Origin of the sequence: Rhodococcus sp. BP-349, from assembly GCF_019835845.1 — a bacterium.
In the GTDB taxonomy this organism is placed as follows: domain Bacteria; phylum Actinomycetota; class Actinomycetes; order Mycobacteriales; family Mycobacteriaceae; genus Rhodococcoides.
This window is the reverse complement of record NZ_JABUDR010000002.1, coordinates 177,464-202,731: the sequence shown is the minus strand read 5'-3', so window position 1 is coordinate 202,731 and position 25,268 is coordinate 177,464. Positions and strand designations below refer to the sequence as shown.

Genomic DNA, 25,268 nt, shown 5'->3' with positions numbered 1-25,268 from the left:
ATGGGATTGGAAGAGAAGCTGCCGAGCGGCTTTCTGCTGACCACTGTCGAAGGCCTCGCCGGCTTCGCCCGTAAGGGGTCTCTGTGGCCCGCGACCTTCGGACTGGCGTGCTGTGCGATCGAGATGATGTCGACGACGTCAGGCCGGTTCGATCTCGCCCGATTCGGTATGGAAGCCTTCCGCGCCTCCCCCCGCCAGGCCGATCTCATGATCGTCGCGGGCCGGGTGAGCCAGAAGATGGCGCCAGTGCTCCGGCAGGTGTACGACCAGATGGCCGAGCCCAAATGGGTTCTGGCGATGGGTGTCTGCGCGTCCTCGGGAGGAATGTTCAACAACTACGCCATCGTGCAGGGCGTCGACCACGTGGTACCGGTCGACATCTATCTGCCCGGTTGTCCGCCGCGGCCCGAGATGCTGATCAACGCCATCCTGCAGTTGCACGCGTCGATCCAGGCGATGCCGCTGGGCGTCGACCGCGAGAGGGCCATTGCCGAGACCGAGAAGGCCGCGCTGAGTTCTCCGTCCGTCATCGACGCGAAGACGCTGCTGCGATGAGAGCGCGGGGCATGTTCGGAGTGCGCGGTTCGGGCGACACGTCGGGTTACGGCCGACTGGCGCCGCCGAAACCCCGACACGACAACGCGAGTCGACCGTTCGGTGGGGACCACGACGTCGTGGCGGACGCACTGGAGTCGGCGCTCACGGCTCGGGGCGAACGCTGGGACGACGCCGTCGAGCGTGCCGTGCTCCACCGCGGTGAGCTGACTCTGCACATCGCGCGTACGCACCTCCCCGCTGTCGCGTCCGCGCTACGCGACGACGAGGCACTCCGCTTCGAACTGTGTCTCGGCGTCAGTGGCGTCCACCAGCCCGGCGAGACCGGACGCGAACTGCACGCCGTCTACCATCTGCAGTCCATCACGCACGGTCGTCGGTTGCGTCTCGAAGTGTCTGTGCCGGAGTCCGACCCGCGCATTCCGTCGCTGTGCGGCATCTACCCCACCACCGACTGGCACGAGCGCGAGACGTACGACTTCTTCGGCATCGAGTTCGACGGGCACCCGTCCCTGACACGCATCGAGATGCCCGACGACTGGGTGGGACACCCGCAGCGCAAGGACTACCCGCTGGGCGGCATCCCGGTCGAGTTCAAGGGCGCGCGGATCGCGCCCCCCGATCAGCGCAGGTCGTACAACTGATGACACTCGAGAAGGATCACACCACGCCGACCGTCTACACCGCGTCGGGCCAGGACTGGGACGAGATCGTCGACCTCGCCGGCACTGCCGGTGAGGAGCGCATCGTCGTCAACATGGGACCGCAGCACCCTTCCACGCACGGGGTCCTCCGCCTCATCCTCGAGATCGAGGGGGAGACCGTCACCGAGGCGCGGTGCGGAATCGGCTACCTGCACACCGGTATCGAGAAGAACCTCGAGTACCGGAACTGGACGCAGGGCGTCACCTACGTGACGCGGATGGACTACCTGTCGCCCTTCTTCAACGAGACGGCGTATTGCCTCGGCGTGGAGAAGCTGCTCGGCATCACCGACGACGTGCCGGAACGCGCGACCGTGATCCGGGTGTTGCTGATGGAACTCAACCGCATCTCCTCGCACCTGGTCGCTCTGGCCACCGGCGGCATGGAGCTCGGCGCGGTCACCGCCATGCTCTTCGGATTCCGGGAACGTGAACTGATCCTCGACATCTTCGAGACCATCACGGGCCTGCGGATGAATCACGCGTTCGTCCGGCCGGGCGGTCTGGCGATGGACCTGCCCGACGACGCCGTGCCGAAGATCCGGGACCTGCTGCACCTGTTGCCGATCCGCCTGCGCGACATGAGCGCGATGCTGGACGACAACCCCATCTGGAAGGGTCGGACCCGCGGTATCGGGTATCTCGATCTCACCGGGTGCATGGCGCTCGGGATCACCGGTCCGGTGCTGCGTGCCACGGGGTTACCCCACGATCTCCGTCGCGCGGAGCCCTACTGCGGCTACGAGACCTACGAGTTCGCCGTGATCACCGAACAGGAGAGTGACTGCTACGCGCGGTATCTCATCCGTGTCGACGAGATGAGCGAGTCGCTGAAGATCGTCGAACAGTGCCTCGACCGACTGGCGCCGGGACCCGTGATGGTGTCGGACAAGAAGATCGCGTGGCCTGCGGACCTGGTCTCGGGCCCCGACGGACTGGGCAACTCCCGCGAGCACGTGCAGAAGATCATGGACGGATCGATGGAATCGCTGATCCACCATTTCAAGCTCGTCACCGAGGGCATCCGCGTGCCCGAGGGACAGGTGTACGTCGCGGTGGAGTCACCCCGCGGCGAGCTGGGTGTGCACATGGTCTCCGACGGTGGATCACGGCCCTATCGGGTGCACTTCCGGGACCCGTCGTTCACCAATCTGCAGGCCGTCGCGGCGATGTGCGAGGGCGGCATGGTGTCCGACGTGATCGCGTCCGTGGCGAGCATCGATCCCGTGATGGGTGGGGTGGACCGATGAGCACACGGGAACCGGTGGCGATACCCTTCGGACCCCGTCCGGAGGAACGCGTCCAGCTCGTGCGACCCGGCGCCCGGCGTACCTACCCCGAGGACGTGCTGGCCCGCCTCGAGGCGGACGCGGCCACCATCGTCGCCCGCTACCCGCGCGCCCGGTCCGCGATCATCCCGATCCTTCATCTGCTCCAGGCCGAGGACGGGTACCTCACCCCCGCCGCGATCGACTTCTGTTCGGACACACTCGACCTCACGGGTGCCGAGGTCGCGGCGGTGGCGACGTTCTACTCGATGTACCGCCGCGAGCCGACAGGCGACTACCTCGTCGGCGTGTGTACCAACACTCTCTGCGCCGTGATGGGCGGGGACGCCGTCCACGAGGCCCTCGTCGACCACCTCGACGGCGTCACGGACGGCACCGTGACGCTCGAACACATCGAGTGCAACGCCGCTTGCGACTACGCACCGGTGGTGATGGTGAACTGGGAGTTCTTCGACAACCAGACTCCCGAGTCGGCGCGCACGCTGGTCGACGAACTCCGCGCCGGGCGCCCGGTCACCCCGACGCGCGGGGCGACCCTGTGCACCTTCCGCGAGACCTCGCGCATCCTGGCGGGCTTTCCCGACACCCGGCCCGGCGCGCTCGACGCACCGACCGCCGGCGAGGCGACGCTGGCAGGCCTGCGTGTCGCGCGGGAGAAGGACATGCGCGCCCCCGATCACGCGGAACCCGACGCGGCGGCGGCAGCCGAGCCGCCGACGGACTCCACCCCGGACAAGCCCGCGCCCGCCCCGTCGGCCGAGGTGCCCCACCCGGACGGCACTGCAGCGAAGGAGGCCCGGCCGTGACACTCACCCCGGTTCTGAGCCGCTACTGGGACGAGCCCGAGTCCTGGACTCTGGACACCTACCGCCGCCACGGCGGGTACGACGGACTCGCTGCAGCCCTGGCGATGACACCCGACGAGGTCATCGGCACGGTCAAGGACTCCGGCCTGCGTGGTCGCGGCGGCGCCGGTTTTCCCACCGGCACGAAGTGGAGCTTCATCCCCCAGGACGGCCCGACACCCGCGGACCAGACCGTGCCGCACTACCTGGTGGTGAACGCCGACGAGTCGGAGCCGGGCACGTGCAAGGACATGCCGCTACTGATGGCAACACCGCACGCGCTGGTCGAAGGCATCGTGATCGCGGCGTACGCCATCCGCTCGTCGCACGCGTTCGTCTACCTCCGCGGTGAGGTGGTGCCGGTGCTGCGGCGGCTGCAGGCCGCGGTCGCCGAGGCCTACGCCGCGGGGTACCTGGGCACGGACATCCAGGGCTCCGGGTTCGATCTGGACCTCGTCGTCCATGCGGGGGCGGGCGCCTACATCTGCGGCGAGGAGACCGCACTGCTCGACTCCCTCGAGGGGCGCCGCGGCCAGCCCCGGCTGCGGCCACCGTTCCCCGCCGTGGCGGGGCTCTACGCGAGCCCGACCGTCGTCAACAACGTCGAGTCCATCGCGAGTGTGCCGACGGTCCTGGCGCGCGGGACGCAGTGGTTTCGCTCGATGGGCAGTGAGAAGTCACCCGGCTTCACCCTGTACTCGCTCTCCGGCCACGTCACCCGCCCCGGACAGTACGAGGCGCCGCTCGGCATCACGTTGCGCGAGTTGCTCGAGCACGCGGGCGGTGTCCGCGCCGGGCACACGCTGAAGTTCTGGACACCGGGCGGATCCTCCACCCCGATCTTCACGGCCGAGCACCTCGACGTCCCGCTGGACTACGAGGGCGTGAGTGCCGCGGGATCGATGCTCGGTACGAAAGCACTCCAGATCTTCGACGAGACGACCTGCGTGGTCCGCGCGGTCCGTCGCTGGAGCGAGTTCTACGCGCACGAATCGTGCGGGAAGTGCACCCCGTGCCGCGAGGGCACCTACTGGCTGGTGCAGATACTCGCGCGCCTCGAGAACGGCACCGGATCGGAGGGTGACCTGCAGAAGCTGCTCGACGTCGCCGACAGCATCCTGGGAAAGTCGTTCTGCGCGTTGGGAGACGGGGCTGCCAGCCCCATCGTCTCGTCGATCGCCCACTTCCGGGACGAGTACGTCGCGCACGTGGAGCAGGGTGGTTGCCCCTTCGATCCGCACCTCTCCACCCTGATGGCAGGACAACTGACATGACCGCGGTGCAGAACGACGGCGCGCGCGCCGAGACGACGGTGGACATCACCCTCGACGGTGTCCCGATGTCGGTCCCGAGAGGCACCCTGGTCATCCGGGCGGCCGAGATGCTCGGTGTGCAGATCCCGCGGTTCTGCGACCACCCACTGCTCGACCCGGTCGGCGCGTGCCGGCAGTGCCTGGTCGACGTCGAGGGCCAACGCAAGCCCCTGGCGTCGTGCACCACCACGGTGTCCGACGGCATGGTGATCCGGACGCAGCACAGCTCGGAGATCGCCGAGAAGGCGCAGCGCGGAGTGATGGAACTGCTCCTGATCAACCATCCGCTGGACTGCCCGGTGTGCGACAAGGGCGGTGAGTGCCCGCTGCAGAACCAGGCCATGTCCACCGGCCGCACCGAGTCGCGGTTCACGGAGACCAAACGCACGTACCCCAAGCCGATCCCGCTGTCGACCGAGGTCCTGCTGGACCGGGAGCGCTGCGTTCTCTGCGCCCGGTGCACGCGTTTCTCCGAGCAGATCGCCGGTGACCCGTTCATCGACCTGCTCGAACGCGGTGCGCTGCAACAGGTCGGCATCTACGGCGCCGAGCCGTTCGAGTCGTACTTCTCCGGCAACACCGTGCAGATCTGTCCGGTGGGGGCACTCACCAACACCGCCTACCGTTTCCGGGCGCGGCCCTTCGACCTGGTGTCGACTCCCAGCGTCTGCGAGCACTGCTCCAGTGGGTGCGCCCAGCGCACGGACCATCGCCGCGGAAAGGTCCTGCGTCGGTTGGCCGGCGACGATCCCGAGGTCAACGAGGAATGGAGCTGCGACAAGGGCCGCTGGGCGTTCGCGTACGGCACGCTGCCCGATCGCCTCGACACCCCGTTGGTCCGACGCGGAACCACCCTCGAGCCCGCGTCGTGGTCGGAGGCCCTGGCGGTGGCCGCTCGCGGCCTGACGGAGGCCCACGGACACGCCGCGGTGCTCACCGGTGGCCGTCTCACCGTCGAGGACGCGTACGCCTACAGCAAGTTCGCGCGGATAGCGCTGGGTTCCAACGACATCGACTTCCGGGTCCGCCCGACGTCCGAGGAGGAGACCGACTTCCTGTCCGCTCGGGTGGCCGGCCGCGGGATCGACGTCACGTACGCCGCACTCGAGGCCGCACCGATCGTCGTCCTCGTGTCCTTCGAACCGGAGGAGGAGAGCCCCATCGTCTTCCTCCGCCTGCGGAAGGCAGTGCGCGGGGGGCACACTCGCGTACTGACACTGGCGACCTTCGCGTCGCCCGGCAGCACGAAGCTGAGAGCCGACGTGCGTCCCACGGTGCCGGGGACGGAGGCCGCGGGGCTGGCGGACCCGGACGTGCTCGAGCAGCTGCGCGTGCCGGGCGCGGTGATCCTCGTCGGCGAGCGCGCGGCGTCGAGCCCCGGCACCCTCGCCGCGGTCGCGCGCACCGCCGACACCACCGGCGCCCGCGTCGCGTGGATCCCCCGCCGTGCCGGCGACCGCGGCGCCCTCGACTCGGGTGCGTTCCCCACCCTCCTGCACGGTGGTCGCCGGGTGGACGACCCCGCGGCTCGGCACACGGTGGCCGCGGCGTGGGGTGTCGACGATCTGCCGGCGACACCGGGACGGGACACGGTCGGCATCCTCGGCGCCGACCTCCGCGCGCTCGTCGTGGCCGGTGTCGAGCTCGACGACCTCCCCGATCCCGACGCGGCCCGCGCCGCGCTCGACCGAGCCCCCTTCGTCGTCGCACTGGACCTGCGCAGCAGCGAGGTGACCGACCGAGCCGACGTCGTGTTCCCGGTCGCCGCCGTCGCGCAGAAGGCCGGATCGTTCACCACCTGGGAAGGCCGCCGGCGCACGTTCGGAGCAGCACTCCCGACGCCGTCCATGATGGCCGACCTGCGGGTCCTCGACGCGATCGCCACCGAGATGGGTCACCGCCTCGGACTGCCGGACGCCGACGCGGCACGCCGCGAACTCGACGCGGCCGGGTCGGCACCCGGGACTCCCGACGTTCCGAATCGCGGCAGCGCGTCTCCGACCGCCCTCGGCGCAGGAACCGCCGTCCTGGCCGGCTGGCGGATGCTGCTCGACGCCGGGCGGATGCAGGACGGGGAGACCGATCTCGCCGGCACGGCGCGGACCCCCGTCGCCCGGCTGTCGCCCGCGACCGCGGCCGACACCGGGGTGTCCGACGGTGAGCCACTGACCGTCTCCACCGACTCGGGGTCGATCACGCTGCCGCTCCGCGTCACCGCCATGCCGGACCACGTGGTCTGGCTGCCGTGGAACTCCGCACCGTCCCGGGTGAGTGCGTCCCTCCACGTCGCACCCGGCGCCGTCGTGCGTCTCTCGGCAGGAGCACCGTCATGACCGACCTCTCCGTCTTCGGGATCGACCCACTGTGGCTGGTCGTCGCCAAGGCGCTCGCCGTCTTCGGCTTCCTCGTGCTGACACCGCTCATCGCGATCTACGCCGAGCGCAAGGTCATGGCCTGGATGCAGATGCGCATCGGCCCCAACAGGGTCGGGCCGTGGGGCATCCTGCAGAGCCTCGCCGACGGTGTGAAGCTCGCCCTGAAGGAGGGGATCGTCCCGAGGGGCGTGGACCGTCCGATCTACCTGCTGGCACCGATCATCTCTGTCGTCCCCGCCTTCATGGCCTTCGCCGTGATCCCGTTCGGCCCCACCGTCTCCGTGTTCGGGCACATCACGCCGCTCCAGCTCACCGACATGCCCGTCGCCGTGCTCTACATCCTCGCGGTGACCTCGATCGGTGTGTACGGCATCGTCCTGGCCGGGTGGTCGTCCGGTTCCACGTATCCGCTTCTGGGAGCACTTCGCTCGACCGCACAGGTGATCTCGTACGAGGTGGCCATGGGCCTGAGCTTCGCGGCCGTGTTCCTCTACGCGGGCACCATGTCGACGTCCGGCATCGTCGCCTCGCAGGAGCGCCTGTGGTTCGTCGTGATGCTGCTGCCGTCGTTCCTCGTCTACATCACCTCGATGGTGGGCGAGACCAACCGTGCGCCGTTCGACCTCCCCGAGGCGGAGGGCGAACTGGTCGGCGGATTCCACACCGAGTACTCCTCGCTCCGGTTCGCCATGTTCATGCTCGCGGAGTACGTCAACATGGTCACCGTCTCGGCGCTCGCGACCACGCTCTTTCTCGGCGGCTGGCGCGCCCCTTTCCCGATCAGCCTGTGGGACGGCGCGAATCAGGGCTGGTGGCCCGTTCTCTGGTTCACGATCAAGGTGTGGGGCTTCCTGTTCGTCTTCGTCTGGCTCCGCAGCACCCTGCCGCGCCTGCGTTACGACCAGTTCATGAACTTCGGGTGGAAGGTGCTCATTCCCGCTGCGCTGCTGTGGATCATGGTCATCGCGGCCGTGCGCGTCCTCCTCCTCGACTCCCCGCACGTCCGGCCGGTCACCGTGGTGGTGTCACTGCTGTACACCGCCGCCCTGATCGCCGTGCTCGCCCGGACGCTACGGCGTGGGCGCCTGGAACGGACCCACTCCGGTGCGACGGCGGACCAGCAGGGGATCGATGCCGCGGCGGGCGGGTTCCCCGTGCCTCCGATGCCGGACCGCTCACCCGGTCCGGCCCGCCCTCGACCCATCACCAAGGAGACGACCGATGCCTGAATTCCTGGGTCCTGTCAAGGGTTTCGGCGTCACGTTCGCCACCATGTTCAAGAAGCCGGAGACCGAGTCGTATCCGGAGGAGAAGGTGCCGACGGCGACGCGGTACCACGGCCGTCACCAGCTCAATCGCTACGCGGACGGCCTGGAGAAGTGCATCGGCTGCGAACTGTGCGCGTGGGCGTGCCCCGCCGACGCCATCTACGTCGAGGGTGCGGACAACACGGAGCACGAGCGGTACTCGCCCGGTGAACGGTACGGGCGCGTCTACCAGATCAACTACCTGCGGTGCATCGGCTGCGGTCTGTGCATCGAGGCGTGCCCCACCCGCGCCCTGACCATGACCAACGAGTACGAGATGGCCGACGACAATCGTGCCGATCTGATCTACGAGAAGACCGATCTGCTGGCCTCGCTCGCCGAGGGGATGGACGCGCCCCCGCACGCCATGGCCGACGGCGCCACCGACGAGGACTACTACCGCGGGTCGGTCACCGCCCGGCGGGAGGCGGACCGATGATCGTCTCGACCTCCGAGGCCGTCGCCTTCTGGATCCTCGCCCCGCTCGCTCTCATCGGCGCGCTGGGCGTCGTGGCGTCGGCGAAAGCCGTGTACTCGGCCCTGTTCCTGGCATCGACGATGGTGGTGCTCGCGATCTTCTACATCGTCCAGGGTGCCGTCTTCCTCGGTGTCGTCCAGATCGTGGTCTACACCGGCGCCGTGATGATGCTCTTCCTCTTCGTGCTCATGCTCGTGGGGGTGGACTCGTCCGACTCGCTCGTCGAATCGCTACGGGGGCACCGCATCGCGGCCGTCGTCGTGGGTCTCGGTTTCGGCATCCTGCTGATCGGGGGGCTCGGCAACGCCGCGCTGAGCGACTTCCGCGGTTTCACCGCGCAGTCGCCGGCGAACGTCGAGGGGCTCGCCGAGCTGGTGTTCGTACGCTACGTGTGGGCCTTCGAGCTCACCGGAGCGCTGCTCATCACCGCCACGATCGGCGCCATGGTGCTGACCCACCGAGACGCTCTCGGCCGCAACAGAACCCAGAAGGAGCTGTCGCAGGACAGGTTCCGCTTCGGAGACCGAGTGACACCGCTGCCGAGCCCGGGGGTCTACGCACGCCACAACGGTGTGGACCGGCCCGCTCGTCTCCCCGACGGCAGCGATGCCGAGTCGTCGGTCAGTCGGCAGTTCCGCGACGGGCCGAGCCGATGAACCCCGAGTACTACCTGTACCTGTCCGCGGCCCTGTTCACCATCGGCGCCGCCGGTGTTCTGCTGCGCCGCAACGCCATCGTCGTCTTCATGTGCATCGAGCTGATGCTCAACGCCGCGAACCTCGCCTTCGTGACGTTCTCGCGGATGCACGGCGGCCTGGACGGCCAGGTGTTCGCGTTCTTCACGATGGTCGTCGCCGCCGCCGAGGTGGTGGTGGGCCTGGCCGTGATCATGGCCATCTTCCGCTCCCGCCGATCGGTCTCGGTCGACGACGGCAGTCTGTTGAAGTACTGACATGGCGACGACTCTCGTTCTGCTGCCGCTGGTTCCCCTCGCCGGAGCCGCAGTGCTGCTGCTGGGCGGACGCCGGAGCGATGCGTGGGGCCACCTGCTCGCCTGCGCGGCGATGCTCGCGTCGTTCGCGCTGGCCGTCGTCGCCTTCGTAGACATGGCCGGGCGGGCGGCGGAGGACCGTGCGCTCTCGCACACGGTCTTCACCTACATCCCGATCGAGTCGCTGCAGATCCAGTTCGGTCTCCGCCTCGACCAGCTGTCGGTGTGTTTCGTGCTGCTCATCACCGGCGTCGGAACCCTGATCCACGTGTACTCGATCGGATACATGCGAGACGACCCCGCGCGCCGCCGTTTCTTCGCGTACCTCAACCTGTTCGTGGCCGCGATGCTGCTGCTGGTCATGGCGGACAACTTCCTCGGCCTGTACGTCGGATGGGAGGGCGTGGGCCTCGCGTCGTACCTGTTGATCGGGTTCTGGTCCACCCGGCCGTCGGCGGCCTCGGCCGCACGCAAGGCGTTCGTCGTCAATCGTGTCGGCGACATCGGACTGGCCGTCGCGCTGATGATCATGATCTCGTCCGTCGGATCCGTCTCGTACGACGACGTGTTCGCCGGGGTCGACGGCATGGGCGACGGCACCGCGACCGCACTCGGCCTCGTCCTCCTGCTCGCCGCGTGCGGCAAGTCGGCGCAGGTGCCACTGCAGTCGTGGCTGGGCGACGCGATGGAGGGTCCGACGCCCGTCTCGGCGCTCATCCACGCCGCGACGATGGTCACCGCCGGTGTCTACCTCATCGTGCGGTCCGGGCCCGTCTTCGAGGCGTCCCCGGCCGCCCAGAACGTCGTCGTGCTGGTCGGCGCCGTGACGCTGCTCTTCGGGGCCGTCATCGGCTGCGCGAAGGACGACATCAAGAAGGCTCTGGCCGCGTCGACGATGAGCCAGATCGGGTACATGGTGCTCGCGGCCGGCCTCGGCCCCGCCGGGTACGCGGTCGCGATCCTGCACCTGCTCACGCACGGATTCTTCAAGGCCGGCCTGTTCCTCGGCGCCGGGTCCGTGATGCACGCGACGAACGACGAGACGGACATGCGGCGGTACGGCGGACTACGCACACTCCTGCCGATCACCTACGTGACGTTCGGGCTGGCCTATCTCGCCATCATCGGTGTCCCACCGTTCTCGGGGTTCTTCTCGAAGGACGGCATCATCGAGGCCGCGATCGACGCCGGCGGTGCGAAGGGTGCGGCGCTCGGCGCGGCCACCCTGGTCGGCGCGGGACTGACCGCCTTCTACATGACGCGGGTCATGATCCTCACGTTCTTCGGCGAGCGGCGGTGGCGGAGCGGAGTCCACCCGCACGAGGCGCCCGCGAGCATGACCGGCCCGATGATCGTGCTGGCCGTCGGATCCGTCGGTGCCGGTGCGCTTCTCGCGATCGGCACCCGATTGGAGGTATGGCTCGCCCCGGTCGTCGGTGAATACGACCCCGCACACCTCGTACCCGCGTGGGTCGTCACCCTCGCGGTGCTGGTGACCGTCGCCTCGGGTGTCGGCGTGGCCGTGCGCATGTACGGCCGATCGGCGATCCCGGTGACCGCACCCACGGGGTCGGTCCTCACCGCGGCCGCCCGCCGAGATCTGTACGGGGACGCGGTGAACGAGGCCGTCTTCATGCGGCCGGGTCAGCGGGCGACCGCCGCGGTGGTCACCGCCGACCGCGTCGGCGTCGAGGGAGTGGTGAGTGCCGTCGCCACCGCGGTCCGGGAGTCCTCCACCCGACTACGCCGGTGGCAGAACGGGTTCGTCCGGTCGTACGCCCTCTCGATGTTCGCCGGAGCCGTCCTGGTGGTCGTGGCCCTGACCGTCGCACTGGGAGTGACGCGATGACCGGTCTCCCTGTGCTGAGCGCCCTCTGGCTCGTCCCGCTGATCGGAGCGCTGGCCGTGATCGCCGTGCCGCCCACCCGGTCTCCGGCCGCCCGCGCGGTGGGACTCACGACATCGTGCGTCGTGCTGATCCTCGCCGTGCTGTGTGCGATCGGATTCGAGGCGGGCGCGCCGGGATACCAGTTCGTGGAGCAGCACGAGTGGATCCCGAGCTTCGGTGCGGGCTACACACTCGGGATCGACGGCATCGCACTGACTCTCGTACTGCTGACCGCGGTGCTGGTCCCGATCCTCCTGCTGGCCGGGTGGAACGACACCCCGCCCGCGTCGCGCTCACGCCGCACCCACACCTACGTCGCGTTGATCCTCGTCGTCGAGTCGATGGTCATGGTCTCGTTCGTCTCCCTCGACATCCTGCTCTTCTATCTCTTCTTCGAAGCGATGCTCGTGCCGATGTACTTCCTCATCGGTGGCTTCGGCCGTGATGCCGGACGTGCGCGCTCCGCCGCGGTGACCTTCCTGCTCTACAACCTCGCGGGCGGGCTCGTCATGCTGGCGGCGGTCATCGGCCTGTACGTCGTCACGGCCTCGGATGCGAGTCCCTTCTCGGCGGGCACGTTCGACCTGCGCGCCATCGCGGACGCCGCGGCGGCGGGCGAGCTCGGCGCCTCTCCCGGCGTGCTGAACGCGCTGTTCCTGGGATTCCTGGTGGCCTTCGCCGTGAAGGCGCCGCTGTGGCCGCTGCACACCTGGTTGCCCGGCGCGGCGACCGAGAGCACCCCGGCCACCGCGGTGCTGATGATGGCCGTCGTCGACAAGGTGGGCACCTTCGGGATGCTGCGGTACTGCCTGCAGCTGTTCCCGGAGTCGTCGGCGACGTTCGCGCCGGTGGTGATCACGCTCGCCGTCGTCGGAATCGTCTACGGCGCGGTGCTGGCGATCGGCGCGACCGACATCATGCGCCTCATCGCGTACACGTCGATCTCGCACTTCGGGTTCATCATCCTCGGCATCTTCGCCATGACGAGCCAGTCGCAGGCGGGGTCCGCGCTGTACATGGTGAACCACGGGATCGCGACGGCTGCACTGTTCCTCGTCGCAGGGTTCCTCGTCACCCGGCGCGGGAGCGCCCTCATCGCCGACCACGGGGGTGTGCAGAAGGTGGCGCCCGTGCTCGCCGGGACGTTCCTCGTCGCCGGACTGGCCACGCTGTCGCTTCCCGGCCTCGCCCCGTTCGTCAGCGAGTTCCTGGTCCTCGTGGGCACCTTCCCTCGCTACGGCGTCGCGGCGGTGATCGCGGCGTCGGCACTCGTGCTCTCGGCGGTCTACGTGCTGTGGCTGTATCAACGGGTGATGACCGGGCCCGTCGCCGCCGGCTCGGAACGGATCCGCGATCTCGTGCCGCGCGAGATCGCCGTCGTCGCACCACTTCTCGTGCTCGTCATCGCGCTCGGCGTGTACCCGAGACCCGCGCTGGACATCCTCACGCCGGCCGTCGAACGCACATCGGTCGAGCAACTCGAGACAGGAGTGGCCGCGCCATGACCATCGACACCCCGTCCCTCGAGTACAGTCTGCTGTCGCCCATGATCATCGTGCTGGCGGCCGCGGTGATCGGCGTCCTGGTCGAGGCGTTCGTTCCCGCCGATCGGCGCCGCGTCACCCATCTCGTGCTCGCCCTCGGCGCACTCGCGGCAGCATTCGCCGCCGTCGTCGCGCTGGCCGGAACCAGCACCGTCGCCGCGGTGGGGTCGGTGGCCGTGGACGGGCCCACATTGTTCCTGCAGGGGGTCATCGTCGCGGTGTCCGCGGCGTCGGTCGCACTGATGGCGCATCGTTCGTCCGAGCATCCCGAAGTGGCCGCCGTCGATGCCTTCACGCCCGCCGCGTCCACGGTGCCGGGCACCGTCGCCGAGGCTCGCGCCGTCACCGCCCGGGTCACCCGCACCGAGATCTACCCGCTCACCCTGTTCGCCGTCGGCGGCATGATGGTGTTGCCGGCCTCGAACGATCTGCTGAGCATGTTCGTCGCGCTCGAGGTGCTCTCACTCCCGCTGTACCTCCTGTGCGGTCTCGCGCGTCGTCGGCGTCTGCTGTCCCAGGAGGCGTCGCTCAAATACTTCCTCCTCGGAGCGTTCTCGTCGGCCTTCTTCCTGTTCGGCACGGCGCTGCTCTACGGCTACGCGGGCAGCGTCCGACTCGACGACATCGCCGATGTGGCCGACGGGGACCAGATTCTCGGCGTGCTGGGGGTCGGGCTCGTGGCCGTCGGCCTGCTGTTCAAAGTCGGTGCGGTGCCGTTTCATTCGTGGATCCCCGACGTGTACCAGGGCGCTCCCACGCCCGTGACCGCGTTCATGGCGTCGGCCACGAAGGTGGCGGCCTTCGGCGCGCTGCTGCGCATTCTCGTCGTGGGCGTGCCCGATCTCCAGGACGCGTGGCGGCCGATGCTGTGGGCCGTCGCCATCGTCACCATGCTCGTCGGAGCCGTCATCGCGGTGACGCAGACCGACGTCACGCGCATGCTGGCGTACTCGTCGATCGCCCACGCGGGCTTCATCCTCACGGGTGTCTCCGCGGGAGCTGACGGGGTGTCCGCCACGCTGTTCTATCTCGCGGCCTACGCCTTCAGCACACTCGGCGCCTTCGCCGTGGTGTCCCTCGTGCGGGATCAGGGCGGTCAGGTCACCGAACTGTCCCGGTGGGCGGGCCTCGGACGATCGTCGCCCCTGACCGCAGCGGCCTTCGCGCTGTTCCTGCTCGCCTTCGCCGGCATCCCGTTGACGAGCGGCTTCACGAGCAAGTTCGCCGTCTTCCAGGCCGCACTCGAGGACGGCGGTGCCGCACTGGTGATCGTCGGCGTCGTCAGCAGCGCCATCGCCGCGTCGTTCTATATCCGCGTCATCGTGGTGCTGTTCTTCACCGAACCGGACGGACCCTCGGCGACGATCACCCACGGGACGGGTGCGACCGTGGCCGTCGCCGTCTCGGCCGTCGCCACCGTGGTGCTCGGGGTCTTCCCGCAACCGCTGCTCGACCTCGCCGAGCGCGCTGCTGCCGCGATGGTCTGACCCCCTTCTCCCGCCCCGTTCCCGCCTAATTCCCGCGAGTACGTCCGAAGTGTCGTGAATCGGCGGGGAATCGCGACCCTATGGACGTACTCGCGGGGGATCAGTGGGGGTGCCGTCAGCTCAGGGCAGCGACGAGTCGATCCGCCAGAGCCTTGGTCGACGCGGGGTTCTGGCCGGTGTAGACGGTGCGGTCGACGATGACGTGGGGCGACCAGGCATCCGCCGCCGAGAAGCTCGCTCCACCGTCACGCAGACGGGTCTCGAGCAGCCAGGGCGCCTTGTCGGCCAGTCCGGCCTGCTCCTCCTCCTGGTTGGTGAAGCCCGTGAGCTGGTACCCGGAGAAGGGCCAGCTGCCGTCGTCGCGCTTCGCCGACAGCAGCGCGGCGGGTGCGTGGCACACGGCCGACACGATCTTGCCCGAATCGAGGAACTCGGTGACCAGGGCGCCGAAGTCGTCCGACACCGCGAGGTCCTCCATCGGGCCGTGACCACCGGGGACGAAGACCACGTCGAACGACGACGCCGTCTGGTCTTCGAGGCGCGCAGGTGACGCGAGCACGTCCTTCACCGACTCCAGGTAAGACTTCAGATCGGCGACCTTCGCCTCGTCACCGCCGTTCGCCTCGACGGCCAGCGATCCCTCGTCGACGGTCGGGGTCACACCACCGGGCGTCGCGACGACGATGTCCCAGCCGGCCTCGGTGAAGGTCCGGTGCGACTCGACGAGCTCCTCCGCCCAGTACCCGGTGGGGTGCGCGGTTCCGTCCTTCAGCGTCCAGTGATCCGATCCGGTGACTACGTACAGAAGCTTCGTCATGCGGTGATGTCCGTTCGTCGAGGAATGCTTGCCGTCATCGTGTACCCGTCCGCGCCGTGCCGACCCGGGAACGGATGAAGCTCACCGATCGTTGAGGGAGTAAAGCCCGTCACACCACACTCTGCGAGGTACACCATGAGCGGCAAAGGACAGTTCGGTTTCGATCCCGAGGACTTCGAGCGCGTCGCTCGCGAAGCGGGCGAAGGCCTGCGGGACATGCTGGGGCAGGCCATGAAGATGGCCGATCAGTCCGGCGGAGGCGCTCCGTGGGCCGGCATGTTCACGTCGGCCGCTCCCACGTCCGCCCCGGAGCCGGAGACCACGGGTCAGAAGGGCGACGGGGTGTGGGCCGTCTACTCCGTCGACTCCGACGGGTCGGCGAGCGTCGATCAGGTCTTCGCGACCGAACTCGATGCGCTGCGTGCCCACCGGGACAACGTGGACCCGAATCGCAAGGTGCGCTTCCTCCCCTACGGTGTCTCGGTCGGGATCCTGTCGGCCGGTTCGGAGCTCTCCACCGAGGAGTGATCCCCTCCTGCTTGCACCGTCCGCTTCCGGGCCGTGAACTTCTGAGCCGTGAACTTCTGGGGCATCACCCCGAGGAAGAAGTGCACCAGCGGGCCGATCGCGAGCGCGTACAGCACCGTCCCCACACCGGCCGTGCCGCCGAGGAGCCATCCGGTTCCCAGCACCGCGAGTTCGATGGCCGTGCGCACCAGGCGCACGGACAGTCCGGTCCGCGCGACGAGTCCTGCCATCAGACCGTCGCGCGGGCCCGCGCCCAGGCCGGCCGAGATGTAGGCCGCAGTGGCGAGACCGTTGAGGACGATCCCTCCGGTGAGCAGTGCCGCGCGTGACGGCATCGAGGCGACGTCGGGCAGCCATCCCAGCGCGAGGTCGACGCTCACCGCGATGATGACGATGTTGGCGACGGTTCCGATGCCCGGCCGCTGACGCAACGGGATCCACAGCAGCAGCACCACGACGCCGGTCACCGCCGTGATCGCCCCGAAGCTGATCGGGAGCCGACCGGCGAGCCCTTGATGGAACACGTCCCACGGGTTGAGTCCCAACCCACCGGTGATCATCATGGCCATCGACGTGCCGTAGAGCATCAGACCGCCCACGAGCAGGGCCGTCCGACATGCGATGTCTCGGGAGTTCATGCCGTCGAGTCTGTCCGCCCGCCTCCTCACGATGTGCAGTCCACCGACCCGCAGTGGACTGAATATCAGCCGCCGTACCCGATCCGGGGACCCGTACGAGCACGGCGCATCACCGCGGGTGAGCAGTCTGTCGCAACGGTCTCCACGTGCGGTTGCGGTAGTGGATACTGCACTCGATAACAACGAAGCCGTTGGGGACGACTGAGATGTCACAGGGGGTTCCCGTCCATGCGAAGGACGACCTTGCCTGCGACACCCGAGCCGGACATGCGCAGTCCGGCAGCGCGGGCCGCCACCGACCTCGCCCTGTTGACCGCCGCCGTCTTCATCGCCGCGATCATCGGAATCCACTCCCGGCCGCCGGGACTCCTCGCCTCGGTATGGGTTGCCAACGCGGTCACGCTGAGCGTCTTCGTACGCTGGCCCCGCACCTTCACCGCGCCCGCGGCCGTCGCAGCACTGCTCGCCCTCGTCACCGCGGATCTCGTCTCGGGTACCGACGTCTACGCGGCGGTCGCGTTCAACATCGCGAACATCGTCGGCGTCCTCGGCGGCACACTGGTGATCCGTCGCCGACACCCCGAGCCGATGACCTTCGCCGGGTCCGCGAATTTCGCCCGGATGTGCGTCGGCATCGTCGTCGCGGCACTTCTGTCGATGACGGTCGCCACCCTCTCGAGCAGCCGACTCGGACCACACGCGCCCGCCGTCGACGCTCTGAGCTGGTTCGCGTCCGAGCTCACGAGTTACCTGCTCATCGTCCCCGTACTGCTGTCCTTCCGCGCCTCGACGCCGCGCCGCCGCAGCGCACCTCCCACGCTGCGCCGTCTGATCACAGGGGAGACGGCGCCGATAGCGCTGACGGCCCTGCTGATGTCGGCCGGACTCATCGTCCAGGGCCCGTTGTTGTTCGCCCTGCCGCTGCCCGCTCTTCTCTGGTGCGCCACGCGGGTCCCGATCTTCGGCACCGCGCTGATCACCGCACTGTGGTCCGCGTGGACGCTGCTCTTTCTCGGACGCGGTGAACTGCAGATCGGTGGAGTGCTGAGCGCGGACGTGCAGGACAGCGCCTCCGCGGTGCTCTCCGTCGCATTGGTCGCACTCGGACCGCTGCTGGTCGCCGCCGTGTCTCTGGATCGGATGGCCGTGCAGAACAAGCTGCGCGAGGCCCTCGAGTACGACAGTCTCACCGGCGTCCTCTCCCGTGCCGCCTTCCTGCGACGGAGCCAGCAACGCCTCGACACCCTCATCACCGACTCGCGGCCGGTCGCGCTGCTCATGCTCGACCTCGACCACTTCAAGTCCATCAACGACACCCTCGGCCACGCCGTGGGCGACATCGCGTTGGTCCGTAGCGCCGCCTGCATCCTGGGCGCCCTACCGAACGGCGCGATCGCCGGGCGCATGGGCGGCGAGGAGTTCGCGATCCTGCTCCCGCACGCGGATCAGGAGGACGCTGCTGCCATCGCCGACTCCATCCGTCGCGATCATGAACGGTTGCACATACTCTCGTCGCGCACGGCGACGGTGAGCATCGGGTTGACCTGGACGAGCTACGCCCCGCAGTCGGTCTCGCCGCTGCTCGTGTCCGCGGACCACGCACTGTACGACGCCAAGCGACTCGGCCGGAACACGGTGGTCGCGGTCAGCCTCGACTGACCGACGTCAGGCGGCGACCTGCCATGGCCGCTCGCGTCGCCCCACCGCCCACACGACCGCGAGGATCGCCGCGAACAGCGCGGACACGAGCACCAGCGTCGCCACCACACCCGAGTGCAGCACCACCACGGTGCCCAGGATCGCGCCGAGGAACATCGCGACGACGGAGGACAGTCGACGCAGTACGGCCGCCCCGTCGCGCTTCCGGAGGTCGGACCCGATGCCGGTGAGGGCCATCGTCAGCACGGTGGTGGTCATGTCCGGAACGGCGATATGCCGCACCGCCGCGTTCTGCAGGCCCAACCCCAGTGCGAGCAGCACGACGATGAGGTATCCACGGCCGGCGCCGTCCACCATGAGGATCGCGGCGATCAGCGACGCGATCGCGAGGACGAGCTCGACCCCGAGTGCGTTGCGCAGCAGATGATCTCGGCGCCCACCCGCCCGCGTGATCAGTGTTCCGCCGACCATCGCGCCCAGCAGGAATCCGACCAGGGCGAGCACGGAGCCCCACAACGAGAAACCGGGCGCCCCGCCCAGCGCGAAACCGATGAACACGACGTTGCCCGTCATGTTGGCCACGAACACCCGACCGAGAGCCAGCAGGCTGAGCGCGTCGATCGCACCGGTGACGACCGTGACGGCCAGCAGGATCATCGGCAGCGGCCCGTGGCGGGGATGCGCGACGTACTGCGAGAAGCCATGTGTGGTCACGGCCACGCATTCTGCCCCAGCAGCGCGGATACAGTCGGGTGATGACCACCTCGAGCAGGACCCTGACCGCGGCGGACGGCACGCTGAACGTCCACACCGGGGTGACCGGTCGAGCATCGAAGATGGGGCACCGGCTGACCCTCGCGTTCCGCGACTGGAGCGTCACCGTCGACGAGTCGGACGGCGCACCGACGGCGGTCTCGGTTCGGGTGCGCGTCGACTCCATGGAGGTCGTCAGCGGCGAGGGCGGCGTCACACCGATGTTCGGCCCCGAGAAGTTGCTCGCGCGGTCCAACGCCCTCGGCACGTTGGACGCGTCGGACCATCCCGAGATCCGCTACGACGCGACCACCGTCGAGTCGACGAAGGACGGCTACCGTCTCGACGGCACGCTGACGATCCACGGCGTGACACGCGAGCACACCGTCGACCTTTCGGTCTCCACCTCCGACGGGACGACGCACGTCGCCTTCGACGCGGTGGTGACGCAGACGGACTTCGGCGTGAAGCCCTACTCCCAGCTGCTCGGATCGATGAAGGTCGTCGACGACGTCGACGTGTCCTTCTCCGCCTCGATCTCGTAGCCGGTCCCGGCGATCCCGGCCGACTAGCCCCGCGCCATGTCGACGAAGCGCGACAGGTGCAACTGGTGCGCCACCGTGATGGTGGCCGTGGGTCCGTTGCGGTGCTTGCCGAGGATCAGGTCTGCCTCGCCGCCGCGGGGATCGTCGCGCTCGGTCGCATCCGGCCGGTAGAGCAGGATGACCATGTCGGCGTCCTGCTCGAGCGAGCCGGACTCACGCAGGTCGGAGACCATCGGCTTCTTGTCCGTACGCTGCTCGGGACCACGGTTGAGCTGACAGATGGCGACCACCGGAACCATGAGCTCTTTGGCCAACAGCTTCAGCGATCGCGAGAAGTCCGAGACCTCCTGCTGACGCGACTCCACCTTCTTGCCGGACGACATCAGCTGCAGGTAGTCGATGACGATGAGCTTGAGATCGTGTCGCTGCTTGAGTCGCCGCGCCTTGGCGCGGATCTCCATCATGGTGAGGTTGGGGGAGTCGTCGACGAAGAGTGGTGCCTCGCTGATCTCGCTCATCCTGCGGGCGAGGCGGGTCCAGTCGTCGTCCGTCATCTTTCCCGAGCGCATGTCGCCGAGCTTGATCTTGGCCTCGGCGGAGAGGAGACGCATGACGATCTCGGTGCGGCTCATCTCGAGCGAGAACATGACGCTGGCCATGCCGTGCTTGATGGAGCACGAGCGCATGAAATCCATTCCGAGAGTGGAGTTGTGTGTCGGCACCATCGAACGACCGGCGAGATAGAGGTGGTCCGTGTTATCGACCTCGACACATCTGACCGGCACCGAGTCGACGCGACGAACGTCGACGATGAAGCGACTCGAAGACCTGGACACATTCGACGAGGCACGACGCTCTTTGTGCAGCAACTGCTTTCGATGCAGACCGAAGACCACATCATCGGTCGAGAAGGTGAGTGTGAACGCCGTCGACGACGCCTCGGTGCGTCCTGCCACCCTCTTCGTCGATCGATGTACTCGGTACCCCAGACTGACGATGAGTTCCTCGACGTCGAGTGCCAGTCGCTCATCGGTCACACTGAACTGCGCGGATCCGCCTGCCGTGACGGTCCCGTCGGTGTCCAGCAGGCCGGCGAGTACAGCTCGCCGCTGCGACTCCGACGACCTGAGGTACGCCATGGGAATGTGCTTGTTGTTCAACACACCAAGTGTTCGGAGGCGAGCTTGCACCGTCCCCGAGGCGTTTCGGCACTTCTGGCACATCCGAAGTCCGGTGCACAGCTCACCGCAGAGCGGGCACAGCGGCTGATCCACCACGTCATCCTGGAAACGAGCCCGGCCACCGCATGAACGGCCGCAGGTACGCACCTGAGAAGAGAACGGCACGAAGCGTTTTCCGCACACCGTACAGAACTTGGCCTGCACAGGTTCGGGTGCGGGAAGCTGAATCGAGTATCGCAACTCAGCAGCTGCGGATCGAACGGCCACCAACCCCTCACCTTCGATCCGAGCAATGATCTCGGGATCGTCGGAGGTGATCTGCGCGCAAGCGCTGGTGCCGTCCCCCAACCACGCGCCCAGCGTGTAGGGAGGGACGGCAAGGACCGCGTCCGGACGCTGAATCGGCTTCGCATTGGTCACCGAGTGATTCAGTCGAGCGTCCTTGGTCGCGCACCTGACCGAACCGGCGATCTGCTCGGTGGTTCGCACCTCGGCGAACGTTCCTTGGTTCTTGGTCCTGTTGTATCGAGCAGCCGCAGCCTGCGCCGAGTTCCGCGATGCGCGGGTATCCGTGAGCCACTGATGCTCCGCGTCGGCCACGATGACTGTGCCGTCGGAGAACTCGACCTCGTAACACGGCCGACCGACCATCACGTCGGTCGCAGCGACGACCCGAGTCGCAGATCCGGACGCATCGATGAGGTGGTCCCCGACCTCGACTTCACCCATCGTCGTCCACCCAGTGGGCGTCGCCAACGGCGTGTCGAGGGCGAGCGCCTTGCCCACACCCGGCCTCGCCGCGACGATGATCATCTGGCCCGGGTGCAGACCGTTGGTCACCTCGTCGAGCTCGGTGAACCCGGTGGGGACACCGTTCGACATGCCGCCGCGGCTGGCGATGGAGTCGATCTCGTCCATCGTGGGCTGCAGCAGTTCCTCGAGCTGGACGAAGTCCTCCGCGGTACGCCGTTCGGTGACCTCGTACACCTCGGCCTGAGCCCGGTCGACGACCTCGGACACGTCCTGACCGTCCGCGCCCGCGTAGCCGAACTGGACGATGCGCGTGCCGGCCTCGACGAGGCGACGCAGGATCGCCTTCTCGACGACGATCTCGGCGTAAAACGACGCGTTGGCCGCCGTGGGGACCGTCTGCGTCAGCGTGACGAGGTAGGGCGGGCCGCCGATGCGCTTGAGCTCGCCGCGCCGTTCGAGCTCGGCGGAGACGGTGACCGGGTCTGCGGGGTCACCGCGGCCGTACAGGTCGAGGATGGCGTCGTAGACCATCTGGTGGGCCGGGCGGTAGAAGTCACCGGGCCGCAGCACCTCCAGGACGTCCGCGATGGCGTCCTTGCTGAGCAGCATGCCGCCCAGCACCGACTGCTCGGCAGCCATGTCCTGCGGGGGCTGACGACCGAAGTCCTCGCCGGGAGCCTCGGACGGCCCCTGGTAGTCGTTCGTTCCCCGATCGTCCACGACTGCCACCGATGTTCGCCGCCCTCTCGCTCGACCGAAGCTCGCCCCCGGAGATGTCGTCCGTCCTCGACCGTGTCGGCCGAGTCCGTGCTCACCACGTTGTACCCCCGGCCTCCGACACGGCCCGAACACGTGAATGCACGCGCGTGCGCGAGCGGCTGTCCGGCGGTCGACGAGGCCCGTCGATGGTGTGCCGGAGGGACGTTAGGTGCTCGGTCCGCCAGCACCAAACGGGCCTGTTGAGCAATCTGTGGACGGGGTGTGGACAACGCAGGCGAGTCGTGTTGACCACCTGTGCAGAACCTGTGCAGTATCAAGATCACAGTGCCCATCGATGCACGTCAGGGGGATTTCGCAATTTTTCTCTCTGTGGATGAATTCGCACCCGGCGTGTCCCGCCGACTTGACATGCCGGGCGTGTCAGGTCTCCGTGGCTGGAGTTATCAACATGACCTGGGTCACATGTCGGTATCCACCGGTCAAACCGACGACTGATTCTGATCCGGTCCGGATAACAGCCGCCGGACATGCGGCGGGGCGCCGCGATGCCCTGCATCGCGGCGCCCCGTGGCGACCGTCGTCAGTTCTGTGCGGACTCCTGATCGAGCTCGGTGACCGAGGCCGCGTCGACGAGCACGACCCGCGCCGTGGGAATGTCGAAGAAGAGTCCGACGACCTTCAGCCTCCCCTCGGCGACCGCCTTGCCCACCACGGCGTGACGCGACAAGGTCTGCAGCTGTACTGCCACGTTCACCATGGCGAGCTGGTCGATCTCGGAGAACCCGAGCTCCGCGGCGTCCCGCGCGACGGGGTGCCCGCTCCGGAAGGCACTGAGACTCGCCCGGCCGTGCGAGAGCCACTCACCCACCACCCCGTCGGCGTCGTGAGCGTCCGCGAGCAGCCCTCGCATGGCTCCACAGCCGGAGTGGCCACAGACCACGACGGAACTGATGGCGAGCGTGTTCACGCCGTACTCCAGAGCCGCCTCGAGCGAGGTGTCCGGATCGCCGACCGGGATCAGATTGCCCATGTTGCGGACGGTGAAGAGGTCTCCGGGTCCGGCGCTGGTGATCGTGTTCGGCAGCACGCGCGAGTCGACACAGCTCAGGAAGAACGTGTCCGGGTCCTGGAACTCGCTCAGCTTCTCGAGGTGCGGGCGCATGGACGACGCGCTGCGACGGTGGTACTCCTCCACACCGGCCAGGACCGGCCGGAGTGCCGCCGGGGTGACGGCGTCGGCGGTGAACGGCCCGGAGTGGCTGTCGACGGTCTGCCATTGCGACCACGGCATGAACGTGCGCGCGGACAGCATGTGGGGCATGCGTCTCGGTGGCCCGGCCGTGGCCGACGCCATGTCCACGGCGCCGACCTCGTCGACGACGACGGTGCCGCCCGTCGCCTCGTACTGCTTCGTCCACTCGTGCAGCGCGTCGTACACCGCGTGGTCGAGGAAGTCGACGGTCAGCTCGATCGTCACGGATCGGCCGGCAGGAACGGACTGCAGCACCCGCGTGAGGCGAGGAAGCGACAGGAAGCTGAGCGATCCCTCCACCACGACGCGCCAGGAGTCCTCGGTGAGCTGCTCGGCACGCACCCGTGCCCACAGCACGCGGCGCAACACCATCAGGACGGAGATGGCGAGCCCGATCAGCACACCCTCGAGCAGATTGAGGGTGACGACACCGACGACCGTCGCCGCGTACACCACCACGTCGCCGGTCCTCGTCGCCGAGCGGATGTCCGCGAGCTTGACCAGCTGCACACCGATCATGACGAGCAGACCTGCCAGTGCGGCGTAGGGGACCAGCTCGACCACACCGATGAACAGGACCGAGAAGATGAGAACCCAGACACCGTGCAGCACAGCCGAAGCGGGGGATTGGGCGCCGGATCGGACGTTGGTGGCGCTGCGCACGATGACGCCGGTGACGGGCAGTCCGCCGGCGACACCGGACACCATGTTGGCGGCGCCCTGACCCATGAGTTCGCGATCGAAGTTGGTGCGTCTGCCCGAGTGCATCTTGTCGATGGCGACTGCGGAGAGCAGACTCTCGACGCTCGCGATCAACGCGATGGTCAGCACACCGGTCGCGAACGCTGCCCACTGCCCGTCCGGGAATGCCGGCAACTCCACGGCCTCGATCAGGTTGCCGGGCAGATCGATTCGTTCGACGTTCATCGAGAAGGCCAGTGAGAGACCGGTTCCCGCGACCACGGCCACCAGCGGGCCGGGGACCTTACCGAGTGGGCCGGTGATGCGCGGCCACAGCAGCATCAGCGCGACGACCACGCCGCCGATGGCGACCGGCGCCGCCTCGGCGTTCAGGATCGAGGAGGGCAGGGACGTGATGTTGGCGACCGCAGAGCTCTGGCTCTCACCGCCGAGCAGCACGTGGATCTGCTGCAGTGCGATGGTGATACCGATACCGGCCAGCATCGCGTGCACCACCACCGGCGAGATGGCGAGCGCCTGACGGGCTATGCGGCTCAGGCCCAGTGCCACCTGCAGCACGCCGGCGAACACCGTGATGAGACACGTGATGCGCCATCCGAACTGGTTCACCAACTCGGCGACCACCACGGTCAGGCCCGCCGCCGGCCCACTCACCTGCAGCGGGGAGCCGCCCAGCGCACCGGCGAGGATACCGCCGATGACGGCCGCGATGAGGCCTGCCATGACGGGGGCGCCCGAGGCCACGGCAATACCGATGGAGAGCGGCACCGCCACGAGGAACACCACGAGGGATGCGGGGACGTCGTATCGGGTGATGCTCGCCAGCCGGTCGCGCGGCGAGGGGCTCGGGTCGGGGACGGGTGGTTCGGCAGGGCGGTCGAGTTGTGCAGTCACGGTGAAGCCTCCAGGCGGACACTGATGGTGTGGGTCTGTGCGGTTTCGTC

21 protein-coding genes are annotated in these 25,268 nt (G+C 68.2%); 16 read left to right on the top strand and 5 right to left on the bottom strand.

Annotated elements, in window-relative coordinates; all coding sequences use genetic code 11:
- Genes HQ325_RS11355 through nuoN form a run of 13 tightly spaced genes read left to right on the top strand, consistent with a single transcriptional unit; the run spans position 1 to position 14,776 of the window.
- Positions 1–555: an NADH-quinone oxidoreductase subunit B family protein gene (locus tag HQ325_RS11355; RefSeq protein ID WP_027506037.1), complete on the top strand. Its 555-nt coding sequence runs from the start codon at positions 1–3 to the stop codon at positions 553–555.
- Positions 552–1,199, top strand: a complete 648-nt coding sequence (locus HQ325_RS11350) for an NADH-quinone oxidoreductase subunit C (RefSeq protein ID WP_222629545.1) — start codon at positions 552–554, stop codon at positions 1,197–1,199. The genes HQ325_RS11355 and HQ325_RS11350 overlap by 4 nt, the downstream gene beginning before the upstream one ends.
- Positions 1,199–2,509 carry an NADH dehydrogenase (quinone) subunit D gene (gene nuoD, locus HQ325_RS11345; RefSeq protein WP_222629543.1) on the top strand — a complete coding sequence of 437 codons (1,311 nt, stop codon included), beginning with the start codon at positions 1,199–1,201 and terminating at the stop codon, positions 2,507–2,509. Before HQ325_RS11350 ends, nuoD begins: the two co-directional genes overlap by 1 nt.
- Positions 2,506–3,354, top strand: a complete 849-nt coding sequence (nuoE, locus tag HQ325_RS11340) for an NADH-quinone oxidoreductase subunit NuoE (protein WP_222629541.1) — start codon at positions 2,506–2,508, stop codon at positions 3,352–3,354. Before nuoD ends, nuoE begins: the two co-directional genes overlap by 4 nt.
- A complete protein-coding gene (gene nuoF / locus HQ325_RS11335) occupies positions 3,351–4,667 on the top strand; it encodes an NADH-quinone oxidoreductase subunit NuoF (protein ID WP_222629538.1) in 1,317 nt (438 codons plus the stop codon). The genes nuoE and nuoF overlap by 4 nt, the downstream gene beginning before the upstream one ends.
- Complete coding sequence (locus HQ325_RS11330) at positions 4,664–7,039, top strand: NADH-quinone oxidoreductase subunit G (RefSeq protein WP_222629537.1); 2,376 nt, start codon at positions 4,664–4,666, stop codon at positions 7,037–7,039. The genes nuoF and HQ325_RS11330 overlap by 4 nt, the downstream gene beginning before the upstream one ends.
- The gene (gene nuoH, locus HQ325_RS11325; RefSeq protein WP_222629535.1) at positions 7,036–8,310 is read left to right on the top strand and encodes an NADH-quinone oxidoreductase subunit NuoH; all 1,275 of its coding nucleotides are present in this window, start codon (positions 7,036–7,038) and stop codon (positions 8,308–8,310) included. The genes HQ325_RS11330 and nuoH overlap by 4 nt, the downstream gene beginning before the upstream one ends.
- The gene (gene nuoI / locus HQ325_RS11320; RefSeq protein ID WP_222629532.1) at positions 8,303–8,827 is read left to right on the top strand and encodes an NADH-quinone oxidoreductase subunit NuoI; all 525 of its coding nucleotides are present in this window, start codon (positions 8,303–8,305) and stop codon (positions 8,825–8,827) included. Before nuoH ends, nuoI begins: the two co-directional genes overlap by 8 nt.
- The gene (locus HQ325_RS11315) at positions 8,824–9,522 is read left to right on the top strand and encodes an NADH-quinone oxidoreductase subunit J (protein ID WP_222629530.1); all 699 of its coding nucleotides are present in this window, start codon (positions 8,824–8,826) and stop codon (positions 9,520–9,522) included. Before nuoI ends, HQ325_RS11315 begins: the two co-directional genes overlap by 4 nt.
- On the top strand, positions 9,519–9,818 hold the full coding sequence (gene nuoK / locus HQ325_RS11310) for an NADH-quinone oxidoreductase subunit NuoK (RefSeq protein WP_222629527.1): 300 nt from the start codon (positions 9,519–9,521) through the stop codon (positions 9,816–9,818). The genes HQ325_RS11315 and nuoK overlap by 4 nt, the downstream gene beginning before the upstream one ends.
- A gap of 1 nt (position 9,819) precedes the next feature.
- A complete protein-coding gene (nuoL, locus tag HQ325_RS11305) occupies positions 9,820–11,706 on the top strand; it encodes an NADH-quinone oxidoreductase subunit L (RefSeq protein WP_222629525.1) in 1,887 nt (628 codons plus the stop codon).
- Complete coding sequence (locus tag HQ325_RS11300) at positions 11,703–13,250, top strand: NADH-quinone oxidoreductase subunit M (RefSeq protein ID WP_222629523.1); 1,548 nt, start codon at positions 11,703–11,705, stop codon at positions 13,248–13,250. Before nuoL ends, HQ325_RS11300 begins: the two co-directional genes overlap by 4 nt.
- Complete coding sequence (gene nuoN / locus HQ325_RS11295) at positions 13,247–14,776, top strand: NADH-quinone oxidoreductase subunit NuoN (protein WP_222629521.1); 1,530 nt, start codon at positions 13,247–13,249, stop codon at positions 14,774–14,776. Before HQ325_RS11300 ends, nuoN begins: the two co-directional genes overlap by 4 nt.
- A gap of 115 nt (positions 14,777–14,891) precedes the next feature.
- Here nuoN and HQ325_RS11290 read toward each other — a convergent pair whose 3' ends face one another.
- On the bottom strand, positions 14,892–15,593 hold the full coding sequence (locus HQ325_RS11290; protein WP_222629519.1) for a type 1 glutamine amidotransferase domain-containing protein: 702 nt from the start codon (positions 15,591–15,593) through the stop codon (positions 14,892–14,894).
- Between the two features lie 135 nt (positions 15,594–15,728).
- On the opposite strand from HQ325_RS11290, the gene HQ325_RS11285 reads away from it, so the two are divergent.
- A complete protein-coding gene (locus HQ325_RS11285; protein ID WP_222629517.1) occupies positions 15,729–16,121 on the top strand; it encodes a hypothetical protein in 393 nt (130 codons plus the stop codon).
- Here HQ325_RS11285 and HQ325_RS11280 read toward each other — a convergent pair.
- Complete coding sequence (locus tag HQ325_RS11280; RefSeq protein WP_222629515.1) at positions 16,064–16,759, bottom strand: YitT family protein; 696 nt, start codon at positions 16,757–16,759, stop codon at positions 16,064–16,066. The two genes, HQ325_RS11285 and HQ325_RS11280, sit on opposite strands and share 58 nt — an antisense overlap.
- Before the next feature lie 243 nt (positions 16,760–17,002).
- Here HQ325_RS11280 and HQ325_RS11275 point away from each other — a divergent pair, with 243 nt between their 5' ends.
- Positions 17,003–18,418: a diguanylate cyclase gene (locus HQ325_RS11275; RefSeq protein ID WP_222629513.1), complete on the top strand. Its 1,416-nt coding sequence runs from the start codon at positions 17,003–17,005 to the stop codon at positions 18,416–18,418.
- Between the two features lie 6 nt (positions 18,419–18,424).
- On the opposite strand, the gene HQ325_RS11270 is transcribed toward HQ325_RS11275, so the two are convergent.
- Positions 18,425–19,132, bottom strand: coding sequence for a YoaK family protein (locus HQ325_RS11270; protein WP_222629510.1), 708 nt, complete (start codon positions 19,130–19,132; stop codon positions 18,425–18,427).
- A 41-nt stretch (positions 19,133–19,173) separates the two neighbouring features.
- Here HQ325_RS11270 and HQ325_RS11265 point away from each other — a divergent pair, with 41 nt between their 5' ends.
- The gene (locus HQ325_RS11265) at positions 19,174–19,716 is read left to right on the top strand and encodes a YceI family protein (RefSeq protein ID WP_222629507.1); all 543 of its coding nucleotides are present in this window, start codon (positions 19,174–19,176) and stop codon (positions 19,714–19,716) included.
- 23 nt (positions 19,717–19,739) lie between these two features.
- Here the strand turns inward: HQ325_RS11265 and dnaB are convergent, their stop codons facing one another.
- A complete protein-coding gene (gene dnaB, locus HQ325_RS11260; protein ID WP_222629503.1) occupies positions 19,740–22,379 on the bottom strand; it encodes a replicative DNA helicase in 2,640 nt (879 codons plus the stop codon).
- Between the two features lie 571 nt (positions 22,380–22,950).
- Positions 22,951–25,218 (bottom strand): bifunctional SulP family inorganic anion transporter/carbonic anhydrase, encoded by a 2,268-nt coding sequence (locus HQ325_RS11255; RefSeq protein ID WP_222629500.1) that lies wholly within the window; start codon positions 25,216–25,218, stop codon positions 22,951–22,953.
- Positions 25,219–25,268: the final 50 nt, after the last annotated feature.

Excerpts from the sequence above, each read along its gene's own strand:
- HQ325_RS11355 (WP_027506037.1), top strand. The coding sequence starts at position 1 with ATGGGATTGGAAGAGAAGCTGCCGAGCGGCTTTCTGCTGACCACTGTC.
- HQ325_RS11350 (WP_222629545.1), top strand. The coding sequence starts at position 552 with ATGAGAGCGCGGGGCATGTTCGGAGTGCGCGGTTCGGGCGACACGTCG.
- nuoD (WP_222629543.1), top strand. The coding sequence starts at position 1,199 with ATGACACTCGAGAAGGATCACACCACGCCGACCGTCTACACCGCGTCG.
- nuoE (WP_222629541.1), top strand. The coding sequence starts at position 2,506 with ATGAGCACACGGGAACCGGTGGCGATACCCTTCGGACCCCGTCCGGAG.
- HQ325_RS11330 (WP_222629537.1), top strand. The coding sequence starts at position 4,664 with ATGACCGCGGTGCAGAACGACGGCGCGCGCGCCGAGACGACGGTGGAC.
- nuoH (WP_222629535.1), top strand. The coding sequence starts at position 7,036 with ATGACCGACCTCTCCGTCTTCGGGATCGACCCACTGTGGCTGGTCGTC.
- nuoI (WP_222629532.1), top strand. The coding sequence starts at position 8,303 with ATGCCTGAATTCCTGGGTCCTGTCAAGGGTTTCGGCGTCACGTTCGCC.
- HQ325_RS11315 (WP_222629530.1), top strand. The coding sequence starts at position 8,824 with ATGATCGTCTCGACCTCCGAGGCCGTCGCCTTCTGGATCCTCGCCCCG.
- nuoK (WP_222629527.1), top strand. The coding sequence starts at position 9,519 with ATGAACCCCGAGTACTACCTGTACCTGTCCGCGGCCCTGTTCACCATC.
- nuoL (WP_222629525.1), top strand. The coding sequence starts at position 9,820 with ATGGCGACGACTCTCGTTCTGCTGCCGCTGGTTCCCCTCGCCGGAGCC.
- HQ325_RS11300 (WP_222629523.1), top strand. The coding sequence starts at position 11,703 with ATGACCGGTCTCCCTGTGCTGAGCGCCCTCTGGCTCGTCCCGCTGATC.
- nuoN (WP_222629521.1), top strand. The coding sequence starts at position 13,247 with ATGACCATCGACACCCCGTCCCTCGAGTACAGTCTGCTGTCGCCCATG.
- HQ325_RS11290 (WP_222629519.1), bottom strand. The coding sequence starts at position 15,593 with ATGACGAAGCTTCTGTACGTAGTCACCGGATCGGATCACTGGACGCTG.
- HQ325_RS11285 (WP_222629517.1), top strand. The coding sequence starts at position 15,729 with ATGAGCGGCAAAGGACAGTTCGGTTTCGATCCCGAGGACTTCGAGCGC.
- HQ325_RS11280 (WP_222629515.1), bottom strand. The coding sequence starts at position 16,759 with ATGAACTCCCGAGACATCGCATGTCGGACGGCCCTGCTCGTGGGCGGT.
- HQ325_RS11265 (WP_222629507.1), top strand. The coding sequence starts at position 19,174 with ATGACCACCTCGAGCAGGACCCTGACCGCGGCGGACGGCACGCTGAAC.